Here is a 19,219-nt window from a genome sequence, read left to right as displayed (position 1 = left end):
TTAATCTTTTTTCATTTTCTCTTTTGCAGCTACTTCAGCATCTAGCTCAGCAATACGTTTTTCCATAACATCACGGCAGTAAGCAGCTAATTCACGGACATTGTCTCGAGTATAACCGCTTACATCAATTGGATCGAGTTCTTCGCAGATGGCGTAGCCATTATCCCAACGATTCCATTTTACTTGATTATGGGTAGTTGAACAAATAACTGGCACAATAGGTACTCCAGCAGCAATAGCGGCATGGAATGCACCCGTTTTAAAAGGTAATAAACCACGACCACGACTACGGGTACCTTCAGGGAATATCCAAAGAGAGAGTTGATCTTTATTAATACGGTTCGCTAATTCATTCATCGTATGCTGAGCTTTTTTGCGATTATTGCGATCAAGGAAGATATTACCACTTGCCCAGAAAAGAATACCAAAAAGAGGAATCCACATAAGAGAACGTTTACCGACACTTACAGTACGAGGTTGTACCATATAAGCTAAGGTTACCATGTCATAGTTGTTTTGGTGGTTACTAATGTAAATAGCAGGCGTGGTAGGTGATTTAGGATTGAAACGATATTCTACTTTAAGTCCAAATAAGCGGTTTAAACGCCCAAACCAACGAGAAATTTGCCCTACATTATTCGGATTTTTAAAACGAATAAGTGAATAAATTGTTCCCAAAAGACAAATTAAAATACAAGAAATTAGTACAAGTATAAAACGAATAATAGCAAGCATAATTTAAAATCCATTCAAAAAAATTCTCCTAAGTATAGCAATTTTTATATAGAAGCGTCGAAAAAAATGATAGTCTAGATTAAATTTTTTTGGATTTTTATTTATGCACAAAACTTTTTTTATTTCTGATTTACATTTAAGTGATGGTCGCCCAGATTTAACTGCACTATTTGTTGATTTCATACAAAAACACGCTAAAACGGCAGATAAACTTTATATTCTTGGTGATCTTTTTGATTTTTGGATTGGTGATGATGAAAAATCACCTGTTATTGATATCGTTAAAACACAACTTCTAGAATTATCTGAACAAGGTATCGAATGTTATTTTGTAGCAGGAAACCGTGATTTTTTAGTCGGAAAACGTTTTGCACAAGCATGTCACATGACGTTACTGCCAGATTATACAGTCATTGATTTATATGGTAAGCCAACATTATTGTGCCATGGGGATACTTTATGTATTGATGATGTTAAATATCAGCAATATCGTAAAAAAGTACAACAAAAATGGCGACAATGGTTATTTTTAAAATTACCACTAGCATTACGACTTAAAATTGCACAAAAAATTAGACAAAAGAGCCAAGCGGATAAACGTCAAAAAGCGATAGAAATTATGGATGTAAATGCAGATTTTGTGACTAAAATTATGCGTCAATTTCAGGTAAAAACTGTTATTCATGGGCATACCCATCGACAAAATATTCATGAAATTACAGAGGGAATGCGCATTGTTCTTGGAGATTGGGGTAAGACATCTTCAATATTGTGCGTGGAAAGTGATGGGAAATGTAGTTTTTTTAATGAATCTTTATCTTAAAATAAATGAAAAGATGGTATTAAAAAACTAGATTATTTAAATAAAAATCGTACAATGACTTCAACGATATAGAAAATTTGTACAATTATTTCAAAGATAATTTATCTAAATTTTATGTTATATCGTCATAAACGATCGCTTGATGCAGAGAGTCTTATTTCGAATAAATAAGCCAATGTTCTGAAATAATGATTCTAGGACGTCATCACAGCAATAGGGTATTAGATAGTCGTTAAAGGAGATATAAAATGAATGATTTTTATGCACCTAATCTAAAAGCTATTGAACATATGTTTCCTGAATTAAATATTCAGCCTTATAAAGAAGCATTACAAAAAATTGATGATAAACTTGAACCTTGCCTACTCGGCGTGAATAAAAGCTTATGGTTGATTAGCCGTAATGCTTTTTTTGCTATTTTGCCTCATGCTAAAAAAGCTGAAGTTTGGGTGAAACGTGAAGTAGAACAAACCCAATTAGTCCAGATGCCTCCACATGGCAAAGCTTTTGTAACATTTAAACCGCATGATGTTCGTCTAACAATAGATGGTATTATGGAAGGTGATTTAGTTAAATTTTTGGAACAAATTCAGCCTGTATCTAAAAGTTAAAATATAGAAAATAGAACACGCCCCAATTTCTGAAAAATTTTATGAAAATTGGGGCGTGTTATTTTAGATTAAAGCAAGATGTTGAATGATATCATCATCAAGGCGTTGGCGAATTTCATCAAAGGTTGTAGTTTTCACCAATTCTCCATTTTCAAAGATCGTTTCTAAAATATCATCTTCAAAATTATCCGAAGCATTTAGTCCATCAATAAAATTATCAAGTGATAATACTTTGATACGCCCACGTTGTGATTTTTTTAAACCGTCATCAGTTTTCGGCGCTTTAAAAATTGCTTTTTCTTCGCCATTAATGGTGATAGAAGTGGCTTTAACAGCAAATCCTAGAGTATCACGTAAATGATTTTGATAGGTTAGGGAACCTACGCCAAAGACAAGATTAGAAGAGGCAAAGCCTAGTTTTTCTAGCCCTTCTAAAATACGGCACATCTTTTCATAATTTACGCCATCGCCATAAATAGCCCCGATATGAGAATTTAAGACTTTATAACCTTTACCATTGATTTTTCCACCAAAGATATCCCATAAACACTGTATAAGCCCTTTACGTTCATGTTCTGTTTTAGCATCAGGATCGCCACAAATAATTTTATAACTGTCTCCGCTATCAGGACGAATAATAATTTTGGCATGTTCGGGACGAGCCATAATTTCATCTTTGAGCTGCGGAAGATTGACCGTGATGTTATACCAAAAATCTGTAGTATCAGCCACAATAGAAAGCATGGTATCTGGGAATTGTTGCATCAGATAGCGGAATGTTGATAGTTCTTCAACACCGTGTGCGCTCATGACGGAATGTTCTGAAGCGGGAATAGATGTCCCAATTAATGCTTCACTGCCGTAATAGTAATCAACAAATTGGATAGCAGGAATAGTATCTGTACCTACAAATGCAGTTAAGTGAGCCGCTCCCGATGTTTCTGCTGATTCAAGAGAACTCATACCACGCATAGAAAAATCGTGTGCCTGGAAGGGAATATGCGTTAAATCATCGCAAGTTTTATAGGCTATTTGCGTTAAAAATAGGCGATATGTTCGGGCAACACTCGCTGATACAATCGGTTGCCACATGCTCATATTGATGAGCGTTTCTAAGTAATTAGTGAGCCAAAAGAAACGCTTATCAGTATTTTCAATGGTCAACATAGGAACTCGGATTGCAACAGATTGACCTTCAGGAATCGCTTTGATTTTAATTGGTAAATACCCTAAGTCATGGAGTTCTGCAAGGTTTTCGCCTGCATCTTCTAAACGTAAAGTTTTACGAATAAATTGTTGATATTCATTGAGAATTTCATCTTTTTTACGACTAAAAAAATTACGATCGAAGTAATCAATGAGATATTTTTTGATAAATGCTTGAAAACCAAAAGAAACGGCACGAGTCAGATAAGGGGCGATTTTATTACTACGCGGAGTGAAAGTGCTGTAAATAATTTCGCTTCCCTGCGGATATTGTGCACGATGAGAAATTTTATAAAAATCACAAAGTAAAAAAGGGGCAGCCGTGGCTTGCTGTAAATACGCCATATCAGTGACCAACTTGTTTTAAATAGTAAATAGTAAAAAAACGCCGATAGTATAACAAAATTGCAACAGATGAAAATTTAAAATAGACAAAAATTGCAAAAAGTGGACTTAGTTGTATGTTTTTGTAGCATATACTATACAAAGCCCACTTCTTTATTAGAAAATAATAAAGCGATATTATTCCACAAGTGCGACCAATCGACAATTTTTAGGAACTTGAATGTTGCGTTCGTTAATAATCGAAATCATATTATTTTCATCTAATGTGTAGAGTAGCACGCATTTAGGATTATCTTGCTTATACTGTTCAAAGGTATAATTTTCAGTAAGATTGGTAATTTTAATCCGTGCTTTTTTAGAAATCATACTCGCTAATTTTGCATAAGTTGCACCTTGTTCAAATAACCAATTTGGTTTGAGATTATCTTGTTTATCTAAACGGCTAGTTTGATTTTGATCTTCACTAAAGCGGACACGGAAGATTTTGTCATTCCCAAATTCATGCTCATAATGCCATTGGCAGAGTGTATTGATCTCTTTATCTGTACTCATAGCAAACAGATATCCTAATCCGATGAGATCAAGGTTGTTGTCGGCATGAGTTGACATTGGACTACCGAAATAAGTTCTAAATCCTAACATTCTCGCTTTGGCGATATCTTCATAGTGATTTGATGCAATCAAAACATCTACATTAGCATCTTTTAATGAACGTGCTATGGTTAAAGCAGTTGGGTTTGCGCCAACGATTAATACCCCAGTATCTGCTGTTTTACAAACACCTAATAATTTTGCAACGGCTTTTGCTCCTAGTCCTTGGATGAATACAGTGCCAATAATGATAGTAAAGACGAGTGGTACTAAAAGATCTACACCTCTGATGCCAGAATCTTTTAAACGAATAGCGACTAAAGATGAAATAGCCGCAGCCACAATTCCTCGTGGACCAATCCAGCTAATCATCCATTTTTCATTACTACTTAATCCTGATCCAATAGCCGATACCCAAATTGCAAGTGGGCGTGCAATGAACATGGCAACAAATAAAAGGATGATACCTCGCCAGCCTACGTTCCATAATTGTATTAAATCAACACGAGCTGCAAGAATGATAAAGAGTGCAGAAATCAGCAATATAGTAAGTGATTCTTTAAATTCTAAAATATGTTCTTTCGGGAATCCTTTCCAGTTTGCCAACGCTACACCGAGAATGGTAACGGTAAGTAACCCTGATTCGTGCGATAAATGATTAGAAAAGGTAAATATAGCTAAAATAAAAGCGAGAACAAAAACATTACGCAAGTATTCTGGCACTAAGTGTCGTTTAATTAGTTTAGCAAGAACCCATGCACCGACATACCCTAATACAGCAGCGATGAGTACGAGTTTAGAAAAAGTTCCAAACTCATTCGCATCCCCACCTGAAATAATATACTCATAAACGAGGACGACAGCGATTGCACCAACTGGATCAACTAAAATCCCTTCCCATTTTAAAATATTAGCAATATTTGCCGTTGGATGAACACTACGTAATAGTGGGGCGATAACCGTTGGACCTGTTACGCATACGAGTGAACCAAATAATAAAGCAATACGCCAATCTACATTAAATAAAAAATAACAGGCGAGGGAAAGTACAGAGATAGTGATCAACATCCCTACCGAAACTAGTAAGCGAATGATTCGACCATGATGGGTAATCTCATCAAATTCTAATGTAAGCGCACCTTCAAATAAAATTACCGCAACACCCAATGAGATGAATGGAAAAAGTAAATCACCTAATACTTTATCGGGTTGGAATATATGCAATACAGGTCCAACTAAAATACCAATGGCGAGTAAAAATAGAATCGCAGGTTGTTTGGTGTACCAACCTAGCCATTGTGCACCAATACCAAATGCAATTACTAATGCTAGTAAAAGGGAAGTGTCCATAGGAATCCTTCTGATAAGTCATTGTGTTAGTTTGGGAAATTGTATAAAAGAACACGTCAGAAGAAAAGGAAAAAGAAAGGATGTGTTAACAAGCAAAATCAAGTTAAAAAATAAACGCAAAAAGAACAATAAATAATCTTGAATAGAATTTTAAATATACTAATATATCAGTAGAGTAACTATTCATAGTTTAATAGCTACTTGATTCTATTATTTAACTTATTGAAAAGGAAGGTAATATATGGAAATGCCAGTCAAAATTGAAAAAACAACCGGAAATCCAGGTCCACTTGGGCTTTTCTCTTTTGCACTCAGTACATGGCTCCTTGCTCTTATTAATGCTGGTGAATATTCTATCTCAAATATAGGGCTTGTATTAGCGATGGGGATTGCATTTGGTGGGACAGTACAGTTTATTGTAGGTCTTCTTTGTTATTTTAAAGGTGATACATTCGGTTTTACCGCTTTTGGTGGTTTTGGTGCCTTTTGGTGGTCATTTGTATTATCACAAATGTTCTTTACAAAAGGAGTAACCGATAATTTTACAGGTTGGTATCTGTTAGTTTGGGGTGCCTTTACTTGCGGATTATTTGCAATGAGTCTAAATAAAGACCGCGTACTACAAGCTACATTAATCTTTGTGATCCTTACTTTGTTCTCGCTTGCAGCAGGTAATTTTGGTGCCGGTACGACTTTCTTACATCTTGGTGGTTGGCTAGGCCTTATTTCAGGGATTCTTGCTTTCTATCTTGGTGGTGCTCAAATGATTAATGAAAATTACGGGCGTACCATTTTCCCAATTGGAGAATATAAACCGAAAGAGTAGCGTATATTTTATGGAATATTTTAAAATGCGTCTTATCTAAGACTAAGACGCATTTTTATTTCTTAAAAGCGAATATCTAAATTAGCTAAAATACTTTTTCGACGACCGAATCCCCCTTCCACAATGAGTCCTAAATTCGGATTAATTTGATATTGGAAACCAAGTAATGTGTTCCATTTTGCTATCAAATGTTGTTTTACATGGAATTTTCCAATAGTCGGAGCAGGAATAGTCAGTTGTCCGTTTTTAACTAACTTCCCAATATTTAAATGTTTGGCAACTTGATTATTCTTATCATACAAAGTCATGGACATGGTATTGGGCAAGCCAAGTTTTGCAAGATCACCCGAGAGATTTTCTTCTACATCTTGATACATCCCACCGATCCATACACGTAGCGGAAGTGCCTGTTGAAAGTCATAACCGATACGTGGACTCATCACGAATGTTTTGATTGTGCCATCAATAATGGATAATTTACTTTTAGTATAGTTAAAATCTATCACACTAAAAATATGTTTATATCCCCCTGCGATAATCGCACCGCCTCCGTACAGATTTCCCTTAAGATTCAATTTAAAATTATCAAGGCGTCCTTTTGCATAATAACCTCCAAATTTTTGGCTAAGAATAGGAATACCTTTTAAAGGAATGGGGGCAGATTGGAAAGTTACACTGGAAGAAGACATTCCCGTCATTTTTCCACCCATGACATATAAATTTAAAAACGGCAGTACCCATGCATCGGCACGGAAAACAAAAACATTACTTTTTTGCTTACCATTTTCTGGAAAAAGATTGAGTTGACTATCAATAATTTTTTGTAAATTTGATTGGAGTGGTTTTTGAAAAATAGCGGGGATACCCATTTGTGTAAATTGTTGCTTGGTGAGCTGTATGCCTTGAAAACCAATACTATCAATAGCAATACCTTGCTGCATATGCATGTAGCTGAAATTAAAACCATAAGGTTTAGGTAAGGTGTAACCAAGATCTTGGGCTTCTTTTTTTAAAAAAGGAAGAGAAAGAGTAAATGCTGATCCTGTGGGTATAACGCATAATAATCCTGCACTGACAAAAAGCAATTTATAGAATGACATAAGTTATTGTTTATTCAAAGTATGATCAAGGAATAGCAGTCTAGTATAAAAAATAATTAGAGAAAAGTGGGTACAGACATAAAAATACCGACACAAAGATGTCGGTATTAGGGAGAAACTATTTTCTTAGAAGAAAATCAACAAGTTGTTTTTCAATAAGATCGGTAAAACCGCCTTCTCTATAGGCATAACGCAACATCTGATAATTTTCAGGATATTGATCCATTTTTTCTTTAACGAGGCTTGGAAATTCTTGATAAATCACAGTTGTCTTTTCTCCAACAAGAAATGCACTCGGAATCGAATGAGTTTCTTCAATTACTTTTTGTTGTTCTGATGAATCAAACAATTGGGCTTTTTCTAAATCGTAACGTGGGATATAACGTAGGGTTAATAAGGGATTGTTACGAGCCATTTTCTCGATAATAGGGACGAAAACACGACAATCAGGGCAAAATGGTTCTGCCAAGATAATCCATTCTTGCGGAGTTTTGAGTTTTTCTAATTCCGTTAGCGTGTCATAACTAAGTTGGATTTTTTCAAAAGCGGCGATCTGTTTTTCAGCATCCTCTTTGGAATTGAAGTTGAGATAGTCTTGGTAAGTAAACATTGCCATACTCCTGTCATTTAATGAATAATATCTTCATTTTATGCGAAAAATTTAAAAATAAAAGTGATCTATGCCACGTAATTTTATATAAATTTTTAGGAAAAATGGGGCGTGATGATTGCAAAAAATAAATCACTAGCCACAAGGCTTGCAAACCGCTAAAATACCTCGCTTAAAATTTACTTAATAATGATGAAAGAACAATGACACAAAAACTCCATATTAAAACATGGGGATGCCAAATGAATGAGTATGATAGCTCAAAAATGGCGGATCTCCTTTTAAATACGCATGGCTTAGAGCTTACTGAAAATCCAGAAGAAGCCGATGTATTATTACTTAACACTTGCTCTATTCGTGAAAAAGCACAAGAGAAAGTTTTCCATCAACTTGGACGTTGGAAAGAATTAAAAAAACAAAATCCTAAATTAGTAATTGGTGTAGGTGGTTGTGTGGCATCACAAGAAGGTGAACATATTCGTCAACGTGCGCCTTACGTTGATGTCATTTTTGGACCACAAACTTTACATCGTCTTCCAGAGATGATTAACCAAATTCGTGGTGGATCACGTTCTGTTATCGATATCAGTTTCCCAGAAATCGAAAAATTTGACCGCTTACCAGAACCTCGTGCAGAAGGGGCGACCGCTTTCGTTTCTATTATGGAAGGCTGTAACAAATACTGTACCTACTGCATCGTGCCTTACACTCGTGGTGAAGAAGTTTCTCGTCCAGTAGATGATATTTTATTTGAAGTGGCACAACTAGCAGCACAAGGTGTACGTGAAGTAAACTTACTTGGACAAAATGTAAATGCGTATCGTGGTGCAACATTTGATGGTGGCATTTGCTCATTTGCAGAATTATTGCGTTTAGTAGCAAGTATTGATGGTATTGATCGTTTACGCTTTACAACAAGCCATCCGATTGAATTTACAGATGATATTATTGATGTATATCGTGATACCCCAGAACTTGTGAGTTTCCTACACTTACCAGTACAAGCAGGTTCTGACCGTATCTTAAACTTAATGAAACGTGGTCATACTGCACTTGAATATAAATCGATCATTCGTAAATTACGCAAAGTGCGTCCAAATATTCAAATCAGCTCTGACTTCATCGTAGGTTTCCCTGGCGAAACCGAACAAGATTTTGAAGATACGATGAATCTTATCGCACAAGTAAACTTTGATATGAGTTATAGCTTCATCTATTCTGCACGTCCAGGTACGCCAGCAGCGGATATGCCAGATGACGTAGATGAAGAAGTGAAAAAACAACGTTTATATCTTTTACAACAACGCATTAATAACCAAGCAGCTCAATTTAGCCGTGCAATGTTGGGAACAGAACAACGTGTGTTAGTTGAAGGGCCGTCTAAAAAAGACATCATGGAATTAACAGGACGTACCGAAAATAACCGTATCGTAAACTTCGTTGGTACACCAGACATGATTGGTAAATTCGTAGATATCAAAATCACCGATGTTTATACCAACTCCTTACGTGGTGACGTAGTACGTACCGAAGATGAAATGGGTTTACGTATTGCACAAAGTCCACAGGAAGTGATGGAAAGAACGCGAAAAGAAGACGATTTAGGTGTCGGACAATACCGTGTTGAATAATCAATAAAATAAACCCTTTTGCGTTAAGTAAAAGGGTTGTTTTTTTACTAAGCCCCCATATATTGTGAGTACTTCCCAGCAATCCTATTTTGATAAAAATAATAATTAAAATTAAACACACAAGGAATTAACAGAATGAAAACAGTAAAAAAACAGAATAAAAAAACCGTAAGTGCGGTTAAAAAATTTAAGGACGCTGCACTTATAGACCCAAATCTTGCACGTGAACAGCAAAAATATGCAAATCCCGTGCCAAGTCGAGAATTTATTTTACAAATTATGCGTGAGTATAACGCCCCGATTTCCCGTGCAGAATTATTAGATATTTTGCAAATCGATGACGAAGATCGTAAAGAAGGGCTACGTCGTCGATTACGTGCAATGGAAAACGAAGGGCAAGTTATTTTCACAAAAGGCAAACGTTTTGCATTACCTGAAAAATTAGATCTTATTAAAGGTGAAGTTATCGGTCACCGTGATGGTTATGGCTTTTTACAAGTAGATGGATTGAAAAAAGATCTTTTTATTCCTAACCACCAAATGCGTGGCGTTATCCATGGCGATATCGTGTTAGCTCAGCCAAATGGTTTTGATCGACGTGGTCGCCAAGAAGTGCGTATCGTCCGTGTTTTAGAAGAACGTAAACAACAAATCGTAGGACGTTTTTTCCTAGAAAATGGCTTAGGTTACGTCGTGCCAGATGATAACCGTATTCAGCGGGATATCCTCATTCCTGATAATGCACGCCGTCATGCTCGCATGGGGCAAGTTGTTGTCGTACGTTTGCAATCACGTAATGCAGGTTTTGGACAACTCGTGGGAGAAATTACCGAAGTGCTAGGCGATAATATGGCAAAAGGCATGGAAACTGAAATCGCCATTCGTCGTTATGATATTCCACACGAATTTCCAAAAGCCGTATTAAAACAAAGCCAGCAATGGGGCGAAAGTGTCCCTGATGAGGCAAAACAAAACCGTGCCGATTTACGTAATTTACCATTAGTCACCATTGATGGTGAAGATGCACGCGACTTTGATGATGCCGTATATTGCCAAGCTGAAAAAGGTGGCTGGCGATTATGGGTAGCGATTGCAGATGTGAGTTATTATGTTCGTCCAAATTCATCTTTAGATAAAGAAGCACATAATCGAGGAAATTCCGTTTATTTCCCAAGTCGGGTAGTGCCAATGTTGCCTGAAGTGTTATCAAATGGCTTATGTTCACTAAACCCACAAGTCGATCGACTTTGTATGGTTTGTGAAATGGCGATTGATAAAGAAGGGCAAATTAAAGATTACAAATTCTATGAAGGCGTAATGAATTCGTTTGCACGTTTAACGTATAACAAAGTGGCAAAAATTCTTGTCGATAAAGACGAAGAATTATGCGAACGCTATGCAAACCTCGTGCCACATTTATCTGATCTTTACGATTTATATAAAGCCCTTTTAACTGCACGTGAACAACGTGGCACAATCGATTTTGAAACTATTGAAAGTAAATTTATTTTCAATGAAATGGGACGTATTGAGCGTATTGAGCCTGTCGTACGCAATGATGCGCATAAAATTATTGAAGAATGTATGATCGCTGCGAATATTTGTGCAGCGAACTTTGTTGAAAAACACAAAGAACCTGCATTATTCCGTGTGCATGCAAAACCAAGTGAAGAAAAACTTAAAGCCTTCCGTGAATTTCTAGGGGAATTAGGTTTAGGTTTACAAGGCGGTGACGATCCAACAACAGAAGATTTTGCTGAATTGCTAGAAGCTGCACGCAATCGTCCAGATTACGAATTAATCCAAACGATGCTATTACGCTCTCTAAGTCAAGCGATTTACTCAGCAGAAAATGAAGGACACTTTGGATTGGCGTTACAAGAATATGCACATTTCACCTCACCAATTCGTCGTTATCCAGATTTAACCTTACACCGTGGCATTAAATATGTGTTAGCAAAAGGAAAAGGATTAAAACGTAAAACGACCGACACTGGCGGTTATCATTACAGTTTTGATGAAATGGATGCGCTAGGCGATCATTGTTCCATGACAGAACGTCGTGCTGATGACGCAACCCGTGATGTAGCAGATTGGTTAAAATGCGAATTTATGCAAGATCACGTTGGTGGCGAATATACGGGTGTGATTGCGTCGGTAACCAGTTTCGGATTATTCGTTCGTCTTGATGAATTGTTCATTGATGGGTTAGTGCATATCTCAAGTTTACGTAACGAATATTACCAATATGATGCTGCATCTCAACGCCTTATCGGTGAAAATTCAGGTATGGTATATCGCCTTGGTGATCGCGTTAAAGTCAAAGTAATTGGTGTAAACTTAGAAGCACGTCAAATTGACTTTGAATTGTTAGACAGTGCACGTGGGGTGCGTAATTCTGGAAAAACAGCAAAAAAACGTTTTAAAGAGTTAGCAAATAAAGAAACCCAACAAGCGGCCTTTAAAAAGAATGCGAAAGCAAACAAGAAAAAAAGTACGAGTAAAGTAAGAGCAACGAAAAAGTCAGCATCAAAATCTCGTACAAAAGTGAGTAAAAAAAGCCGAGCGAAAAAAGCTTAGCGATAATTTAATTTGATAGAAGTGAGAAAAAATGGCAGAACAAATTTATGGTATCCACGCTGTACAAGCATTTTTAACCCGTGCACCAGAGCGTTTAATTGAAGTTTATGTATTAAAAGGGCGTGATGATAAACGCCTTAATCCTATCCTTCAACAATTACGCCAACTTGGCATCGCTGTACAGTTTTGTGGTCGCGATGCCTTGGATAAAAAAGCACAGGGGGAAAATCACCAAGGGGTGATTGCTAAAATCCAAGAGGCAAAACCCCTCAATGAAAATGATTTGGATACCTTAATTACAAATACCGCAAATCCATTATTGCTAGTGCTAGATGGCGTAACAGATCCGCATAATCTTGGTGCATGCTTACGTACTGCCGATGCAGCAGGGGTAACAGCCGTTATCGTACCAAAAGATAATGCGGCACAGCTAACCTCAGTCGCTCGCAAGGTAGCGTGTGGTGCAGCAGAAACGATGCCATTAGTGCGTGTAACAAACCTAGCACGCACCCTTCGTGAATTACAGCAACGCCACAACATTTGGGTAGTAGGAACCGCAGGCGAAGCGACCAGCACACTTTATGAAACTAAATTAACAGGCGCAACCGCACTTGTTATGGGGGCAGAAGGTGATGGTATGCGTCGCCTAACCCGAGAAACTTGCGATGAATTAATCAGTATCCCAATGGCAGGAAGTGTTTCCTCGTTAAACGTTTCCGTAGCAACTGGTGTATGCTTATTTGAAATCGTCCGCCAACGTATGGCTTAATAAAGTATTTCTGTACCTCATATAAAAAAGCCCTGTTTTTAAACAGGGCTTTTTATTTAGAAAATCACAATCTAAAAGCAATCACGAACTAAAACGTATAAGTTTTTTGCAAAAAAATCGCAAAATCGGAAAGAAAATCTCCAAATTTTACGATTTTTTATTTAATAGATTACCAATAACACATTGAAAATAATACGTTATTCGCAAGGGTATTGTAACACAGCAAAATGAGAAAGGGAGTTACAACTTGATAAATCAGATCGTTAAAGAAATAGAAATTGTAACACAGCAAAATGAGAAAGGGAGTTACAACTCGATTGATTAGATCTTGAATTATGTTGTAATTGTAACACAGCAAAATGAGAAAGGGAGTTACAACGTTATAGCTCGTGATTTCCGTCACTCCCGCATTGTAACACAGCAAAATGAGAAAGGGAGTTACAACCGCACGTTGTGCGACCATCTTTTCAAATTCATTGTAACACAGCAAAATGAGAAAGGGTGTATTGCCCCTTTACTGCTTCAAAAATAAAAAAGCCACCATAAAAATGGTGGCAAATATCATAAAATTTTCCGAAAAATAGGGCGTAATAACTGATTATTTATCAGTTTTTACGTTTACATCAGTGCGTAGGTTTACGTCTAATGTATTGTATGGAATTTCAATATTATTTTGATCAAGGGTTACTTTGATACGTTCTAATAAATCTGCTTTTACTGCAAAGTAGTCAGCAGTATTCACCCAACCACGTACGAATAATTGTACGCTGCTGCTTGCAAGTGCATTAACACCGATTGATGGTTCTGGTGATTTTAATAAACGTGTTTCTGATTCAAGTACACCTAAAATCACATCGCGTGCTTCTTTGATATTTGCGCTATAAGCGATATCAATAAGTAAATCTACACGACGTTGACCAGTCATAGAGTAGTTAGTGATATTGCCGCTGAACATTGTTGAGTTAGGCACGATCACGATTTTGTTATCAGGGGTTTTAAGTTTAAGCATGATTAAACCGATATCTTCAACAGTACCAGAAACGCCAGCACCTTCAATGAAGTGACCTTTTTGGAACGGTTTAAATACAAGAATCATGATACCTGCAGCAAAGTTTTGTAAAGAGTTTTTAAGTGATAAACCTACTGCTAAGCCCGCAGCACCGATTAACGCAACGAAAGAAGAAGTATCAACACCTAATTGTGCAAGTGCAATAATGATAACAAGGATTAAGCCTATTAAGTCAAAAATTGACATTACAAAGCTAGAAAGCATTGGATCACTGCCAGATTTATCCATGCCTTTACGAATTAATTTGCTGATTAAGCGAATTACTTTACGACCGATATAGTAAATAATGATCGCAAGAATAATTTTTACAGAATAAGGAACAACCCAGTCCATCAAAATGTGATGGAAATCGGTGTTTTTAATGTTTTCAATAAGATTAGTCATTAGATATTATCTCCACAAGTAACAAAAAGAGTTAACCAATCATAGGTATTATATTTGTAAATAAATAGTTGTGCAATAGTTAAACTTGTTAAAAAGAAGATTTTACTCAGGCGGGAAAGATGATGCCCCTTGTGATCCGAAAATCTCAAGGGGCAGTGCATTGCGATTCTTTTGAATCTTATTGTAACAACGTTTCTCATTTTGCTTGTATTACAACGAGGAGCGATTATACAACTTACGCAGTTTCTGTCAATGGAATGTTCAAAATAATTGTATTTTTAAACGATATAAATCGCCTATAAAATAGCTTACTTTTTGTAAACGTATTATAATTCTAAAAATTTATATGAAAAAATTTATACCAAAAGGATAAGTAAAATGGAGAACAGCACTTTACAAGCACAATCGATTCCTGCCTATGTATTAGGACTAGATATTGGGATCGCCTCTATCGGTTGGGCATGTGTCGCAGTCGATGAAAAAGAGCAACCTTATGGTTTATTGGATTGTGGGGTAAGAATTTTTGATGCAGCAGAAAATCCAAAAGATGGGAGCAGTTTAAATGCGACACGTCGTGAAAAACGCGCATTACGTCGCTCAATTCACCGTCGTGCTTTGCGTATGCAACGTGGGAAAGCACTCTGTAAAAAATTTGGGTTACTTGAAGCAAGCGATTTTATTAATAAAAATGAAGTAACAGGGCTACCGAATGACACTTGGGAATTACGTGTTGCGGGCTTAACTCGTCAATTAAATCGTAAAGAATGGGCCGCCGTGTTACTTCATCTTTTAAAACACCGTGGATATTTATCACAACGTAAAAGTGAGGCGACAACAACAGATAAAGAGCTTGGTAAATTGCTTTCAGGTGTCGCACAAAACCATCAAATGTTAGATGAAAAAGCTTACCAAAGCTGTGCGGAACTGGCGCTTAACGAATTTAAAGGAAAATGGCGTAACCATTCAGGTGATTACTCTCATACTTTTAACCGTCTTGATCTCCTTGCTGAAATTCATACGCTTTTTGCAAAACAACGTGCATTTGGCAATTCTTTTACCGATACAGAATTTGAAGATACTTTCTGCGATTTATTTATGTGGCAAAAACCTGCTTTATCAGGTGATGCACTACTTAATATGGTTGGTAAATGTACCTTTGAAAAAGGGGAATATCGAGCCGCTAAACATAGCTATACGGCAGAGCGTTTTATTATGCTGGGTAAATTATTAAATTTACGCTTTTCAGACAATGGTGGGCAACGTGGTTTAACTCAAGAAGAATGCCAGCAATTACTCGAATTGGCATATAAACAAACCAAAGTGACTTACACTCAAGTGAAAAAAGCGCTTAATTTACCTGAAGATACCCTATTTAAAGGTTTACCATATGGACGTGCGAAAACCGCAGAAGAAATTAAAAAAGTAGAAGGACGGACTTTCCTTGAAGCCAAAGCCTATCATCAAATTCGTAAAGCGGTAGAAAAAGTGGATAAGCAAGCGTGGGAATTGATGAAAGCAGATGCAAAATTGCTTGATCATATCGGTACGACTTTCTCGCTTTATAAAACAGATGAAGATTTTACCAAACAACTCGAACACGTTGATTTAGCTAGCGAAATTAAAGATAGCTTAATGATGGAGTTGAATTTTGATAAATTTATCAATCTTTCCCTCAAAGCACTCTACCAAATTTTACCATATATGGAACAAGGCAAACGTTACGATGAAGCGTGTGCGGCAATTTATGGGGATCATTATGGTAAAAAACTTGGGCAAATCAGTACATTATTGCCGCCTCTAAATGAAGAACAAAAATATCAACTCACTAACCCCGTAGTAATCCGTGCATTATCCCAAGCTCGTAAAGTGATTAATGCGATCATTCGTAAATATGGCTCGCCAGCGCGTGTCCATATCGAAACAGGACGAGATGTGGGTAAATCTTATAAAGCCCGCAGGGATATTGAAAAACAACAAGAAAAAAATCGTAAAGAACGTGAATTAGCAGTAAAAGATTTTAGTGAAAATTTTCCCGAATTTGGGGGCGTCCCAAAAGGGAAAGATATTTTAAAAATGCGCCTTTACAAGGCACAAGATGGAAAATGTTTATACTCAGGCAAACCATTAGATCTACGCCGTCTCAATGAGAAAGGTTATGTGGAAGTTGATCATGCTTTACCTTTTTCTCGCACTTGGGACGACAGTATGAACAATAAAGTTCTTGTACTGGCTGGTGAAAACCAAAATAAAGGGAATAAAACACCATACGAATGGTTAGGACATACAGATCGTTGGCAAGATTTTGTTGCACGTGTTCTAAATAGTCATTTCTCGCCAATGAAAAAGGAACGTATTTTAACAAAAGTTCTTGATGAAAAAGGCTTTATTGAACGTAACTTAAATGATACACGCTATATCAGTAAATTCTTAAGTCAATGGATTGATGATAATTTGCAATTAACAGGGCAAGGTAAACGCCGAGTTCTCATGACGAATGGGCAAATTACTTCATTACTGCGTGCGCGCTGGGGATTACATAAAGTACGTGAAGAAAACGATCGCCATCATGCGATGGATGCGGTTGTTATCGCCTGTACAACGCCGAGTATGCAAAAACGTATTAGTGATTATAGTAAACGCCGTGAAATGCAATTATTTGGTGAGCGTAAAGGGAAAATGATTGATGAAAGTACCGGAGAAATCAGCTATATCCATTTCCCAACACCATGGGAATATTTTTATCAAGATGTGAATGCGCGTGTATTCAGTGATAATCCACAAAATACATTACAGGAAAACGTACCAGATCGTGCTGAGATTTTAGCAGATTTTGTGACGCCACTTTTTGTATCGCGGATGCCAAATCGCAAAGTAACAGGACAAGGGCACTTAGAGACGATTCGAGGTGCTAAAAATTATCTTACTGATAAAGTCAGCACTATTCGAAAACCATTGACTAGCCTAAAATTAAAAGATCTAGAAAATATGATAAATAAAGAACGTGAGCCTGTACTTTATGAGGCATTAAAAGCACGTTTAACTGAATTTAATGATGATGGGGCGAAAGCCTTTGCGGAACCTTTCTATAAAAAAGGTGGTCAGCAAGTAAAATCAATTAAACTGCAAGACAAGCAAAACACAGGCGTTTTACTTAATGACGGTAAAGCGATCGCAGATAATGGCGATATGGTACGTACAGATGTCTTTATTAAAAAAGGGAAATATTTCCTCGTTCCTGTTTATGCTTGGCAAGTTGAAAAAGGTATTTTACCTATGAAAGCGTGTATTGCGAAAAAAACAGAGGATGAATGGGAAGATATGGATGAAACTGCAGAGTTTCAGTTCTCAATGTATAAAAATGATTTGATAGAAGTTTTACGTAAGAATAAGCCCACCATAATAGGATATTTTAATAAATTAAATCGTTCATCAGGATGTATCGATCTTATCCTACATGATAGGGATACCAGTCAGATAAAAGATGGCATAATTGAAAGCCTTGGAATTAAAGGCGCGATAGCTGTTAAAAAACTGGATGTAGATATTCTCGGTAAAACTATTTCGCCGTGTAAAAAGGAAAAACGTAGCGATTTCCGTTAATCATCATAACCCAGCCTTGTGCTGGGTTTTTATTTGGTAAATAAAATCAAAAGAATAGGAGGGCGCATGACCTGGCGAACCATTATTGTGGAAAAAGGCGGTAAACTTTCCTTAAAGCAGCAACAACTTTTGATCGCACAAGAAAGGCAACAGTTTACTGTCCCGCTTGAAGATATCGCTATTATCATTATTGAAAGCCCAGAAACTGTCATTACCGCCCCTTTACTTTCACAACTTGCCATATATCAAATATCTTTAATTACCTGTGATGAACAGCATTTACCCTGTGGGCAATGGTTCCCTTTAGGGCAATATGGCAGCCCATTGCAAACACTTAAATTACAGCTCAATGCCAGTGAGCCATTAAAAAAACAAATTTGGGCACGTATCGTTAAGCAGAAAATTATGAATCAGGCTTTTGTCTTAGGGGAATTAAATCTTATTCCTGCACGAAATAGATTGCTTGAATTAGCTAAAGATGTTCGCTCAGGGGATCGCACTGCGTGCGAATCACAGGCAGCAATGATCTATTTTAGCCAAGCTTTTGGTAAAGATTTTTGTCGGCGAACAGAAAATAACATCAATGCCCACCTAAACTATGCTTATAGTGTATTACGTTCAGCGGTTGCTCGTGCATTAGTTCAATATGGTTGGTTACCTTATCTTGGATTACACCATTGTAATGAGCGGAATCCCTTTAATCTCGCTGATGACTTTATCGAACCTTTTCGTCCAATAGTTGATTTAAAAGTATGGCACCTTTGGCAAGAGAATAAATTAGACAGTGGTTTAACTCCGAATACCAAGCACCAGCTCGCACGATTATTAAACTACGAGATGCATTTCGAAGAGCAACATTTTACGGTTTTAGCAAGTATTGATCGTTGCGTTGGTGCATTTAAAAGTACGCTAAGCCAACAAGATGCAAAGCTCTTAAAACTACCCGAAATGCAATCACTCAAGGAGCACTGTTATGAGTAAGGAGATAA

Annotated in this window: 14 protein-coding genes and 1 CRISPR repeat array; of the genes, 8 read left to right on the top strand and 6 right to left on the bottom strand. The window is 36.9% G+C overall.

Features of this window, described 5'->3' with window-relative positions; genetic code table 11:
• Positions 1-735 carry a 1-acylglycerol-3-phosphate O-acyltransferase gene (locus EL259_RS00835; RefSeq protein WP_126598112.1) on the bottom strand — a complete coding sequence of 245 codons (735 nt, stop codon included), beginning with the start codon at positions 733-735 and terminating at the stop codon, positions 1-3.
• Between the two features lie 103 nt (positions 736-838).
• On the opposite strand from EL259_RS00835, the gene lpxH reads away from it, so the two are divergent.
• The gene (lpxH, locus tag EL259_RS00830; RefSeq protein ID WP_126598110.1) at positions 839-1,558 is read left to right on the top strand and encodes a UDP-2,3-diacylglucosamine diphosphatase; all 720 of its coding nucleotides are present in this window, start codon (positions 839-841) and stop codon (positions 1,556-1,558) included.
• Between the two features lie 248 nt (positions 1,559-1,806).
• A complete protein-coding gene (locus tag EL259_RS00825; RefSeq protein ID WP_126598108.1) occupies positions 1,807-2,169 on the top strand; it encodes a hypothetical protein in 363 nt (120 codons plus the stop codon).
• 63 nt (positions 2,170-2,232) lie between these two features.
• On the opposite strand, the gene EL259_RS00820 is transcribed toward EL259_RS00825, so the two are convergent.
• Together EL259_RS00820 and EL259_RS00815 are read right to left on the bottom strand one after the other, a co-directional pair.
• Entirely contained in the window at positions 2,233-3,720 is a 1,488-nt protein-coding gene (locus tag EL259_RS00820) for a nicotinate phosphoribosyltransferase (RefSeq protein WP_126598106.1), read from the bottom strand.
• 177 nt (positions 3,721-3,897) lie between these two features.
• Positions 3,898-5,661 carry a cation:proton antiporter gene (locus EL259_RS00815; RefSeq protein ID WP_126598104.1) on the bottom strand — a complete coding sequence of 588 codons (1,764 nt, stop codon included), beginning with the start codon at positions 5,659-5,661 and terminating at the stop codon, positions 3,898-3,900.
• Between the two features lie 241 nt (positions 5,662-5,902).
• On the opposite strand from EL259_RS00815, the gene EL259_RS00810 reads away from it, so the two are divergent.
• Complete coding sequence (locus tag EL259_RS00810; protein ID WP_232019055.1) at positions 5,903-6,487, top strand: acetate uptake transporter; 585 nt, start codon at positions 5,903-5,905, stop codon at positions 6,485-6,487.
• A gap of 62 nt (positions 6,488-6,549) precedes the next feature.
• Here EL259_RS00810 and EL259_RS00805 read toward each other — a convergent pair whose 3' ends face one another.
• Both EL259_RS00805 and EL259_RS00800 read right to left on the bottom strand, forming a co-directional pair.
• Entirely contained in the window at positions 6,550-7,587 is a 1,038-nt protein-coding gene (locus EL259_RS00805) for a hypothetical protein (RefSeq protein WP_197721287.1), read from the bottom strand.
• Between the two features lie 118 nt (positions 7,588-7,705).
• Positions 7,706-8,203, bottom strand: a complete 498-nt coding sequence (locus EL259_RS00800) for a thioredoxin family protein (RefSeq protein WP_126598102.1) — start codon at positions 8,201-8,203, stop codon at positions 7,706-7,708.
• 197 nt (positions 8,204-8,400) lie between these two features.
• Between EL259_RS00800 and miaB the strand changes: the two genes are divergently transcribed.
• The 3 genes from miaB to rlmB all read left to right on the top strand — a co-directional run bounded on the left by miaB (position 8,401) and on the right by rlmB (position 13,177).
• Positions 8,401-9,828 carry a tRNA (N6-isopentenyl adenosine(37)-C2)-methylthiotransferase MiaB gene (gene miaB / locus EL259_RS00795; RefSeq protein WP_126598100.1) on the top strand — a complete coding sequence of 476 codons (1,428 nt, stop codon included), beginning with the start codon at positions 8,401-8,403 and terminating at the stop codon, positions 9,826-9,828.
• Positions 9,829-9,963: 135 nt separating this feature from the next.
• Entirely contained in the window at positions 9,964-12,408 is a 2,445-nt protein-coding gene (rnr, locus tag EL259_RS00790; RefSeq protein WP_126598098.1) for a ribonuclease R, read from the top strand.
• Between the two features lie 31 nt (positions 12,409-12,439).
• The gene (rlmB, locus tag EL259_RS00785) at positions 12,440-13,177 is read left to right on the top strand and encodes a 23S rRNA (guanosine(2251)-2'-O)-methyltransferase RlmB (protein WP_126598096.1); all 738 of its coding nucleotides are present in this window, start codon (positions 12,440-12,442) and stop codon (positions 13,175-13,177) included.
• Between the two features lie 211 nt (positions 13,178-13,388).
• A CRISPR array of direct repeats spans positions 13,389-13,688; the repeat unit is 36 nt; unit sequence ATTGTAACACAGCAAAATGAGAAAGGGAGTTACAAC.
• A gap of 87 nt (positions 13,689-13,775) precedes the next feature.
• Here the strand turns inward: rlmB and EL259_RS00780 are convergent.
• Positions 13,776-14,630, bottom strand: coding sequence for a mechanosensitive ion channel family protein (locus EL259_RS00780; RefSeq protein WP_126598094.1), 855 nt, complete (start codon positions 14,628-14,630; stop codon positions 13,776-13,778).
• A 378-nt stretch (positions 14,631-15,008) separates the two neighbouring features.
• Here EL259_RS00780 and cas9 point away from each other — a divergent pair, with 378 nt between their 5' ends.
• Both cas9 and cas1 read left to right on the top strand, forming a co-directional pair.
• A complete protein-coding gene (cas9, locus tag EL259_RS00775) occupies positions 15,009-18,230 on the top strand; it encodes a type II CRISPR RNA-guided endonuclease Cas9 (RefSeq protein ID WP_126598092.1) in 3,222 nt (1,073 codons plus the stop codon).
• Between the two features lie 66 nt (positions 18,231-18,296).
• The gene (cas1, locus tag EL259_RS00770) at positions 18,297-19,211 is read left to right on the top strand and encodes a type II CRISPR-associated endonuclease Cas1 (protein WP_126598090.1); all 915 of its coding nucleotides are present in this window, start codon (positions 18,297-18,299) and stop codon (positions 19,209-19,211) included.
• Positions 19,212-19,219 lie beyond the last annotated feature (8 nt).

Source organism: Actinobacillus delphinicola (assembly GCF_900638385.1).
Taxonomy (GTDB): Bacteria; Pseudomonadota; Gammaproteobacteria; order Enterobacterales; family Pasteurellaceae; genus Actinobacillus_C; species Actinobacillus_C delphinicola.
Note: the sequence above shows the minus strand (reverse complement) of the source record. Positions and strands in the feature narration are given on the sequence as shown.

Excerpts from the sequence above, each read along its gene's own strand:
- EL259_RS00835 (WP_126598112.1), bottom strand. The coding sequence starts at position 735 with ATGCTTGCTATTATTCGTTTTATACTTGTACTAATTTCTTGTATTTTA.
- lpxH (WP_126598110.1), top strand. The coding sequence starts at position 839 with ATGCACAAAACTTTTTTTATTTCTGATTTACATTTAAGTGATGGTCGC.
- EL259_RS00825 (WP_126598108.1), top strand. The coding sequence starts at position 1,807 with ATGAATGATTTTTATGCACCTAATCTAAAAGCTATTGAACATATGTTT.
- EL259_RS00820 (WP_126598106.1), bottom strand. The coding sequence starts at position 3,720 with ATGGCGTATTTACAGCAAGCCACGGCTGCCCCTTTTTTACTTTGTGAT.
- EL259_RS00815 (WP_126598104.1), bottom strand. The coding sequence starts at position 5,661 with ATGGACACTTCCCTTTTACTAGCATTAGTAATTGCATTTGGTATTGGT.
- EL259_RS00810 (WP_232019055.1), top strand. The coding sequence starts at position 5,903 with ATGGAAATGCCAGTCAAAATTGAAAAAACAACCGGAAATCCAGGTCCA.
- EL259_RS00805 (WP_197721287.1), bottom strand. The coding sequence starts at position 7,587 with ATGTCATTCTATAAATTGCTTTTTGTCAGTGCAGGATTATTATGCGTT.
- EL259_RS00800 (WP_126598102.1), bottom strand. The coding sequence starts at position 8,203 with ATGGCAATGTTTACTTACCAAGACTATCTCAACTTCAATTCCAAAGAG.
- miaB (WP_126598100.1), top strand. The coding sequence starts at position 8,401 with ATGACACAAAAACTCCATATTAAAACATGGGGATGCCAAATGAATGAG.
- rnr (WP_126598098.1), top strand. The coding sequence starts at position 9,964 with ATGAAAACAGTAAAAAAACAGAATAAAAAAACCGTAAGTGCGGTTAAA.
- rlmB (WP_126598096.1), top strand. The coding sequence starts at position 12,440 with ATGGCAGAACAAATTTATGGTATCCACGCTGTACAAGCATTTTTAACC.
- EL259_RS00780 (WP_126598094.1), bottom strand. The coding sequence starts at position 14,630 with ATGACTAATCTTATTGAAAACATTAAAAACACCGATTTCCATCACATT.
- cas9 (WP_126598092.1), top strand. The coding sequence starts at position 15,009 with ATGGAGAACAGCACTTTACAAGCACAATCGATTCCTGCCTATGTATTA.
- cas1 (WP_126598090.1), top strand. The coding sequence starts at position 18,297 with ATGACCTGGCGAACCATTATTGTGGAAAAAGGCGGTAAACTTTCCTTA.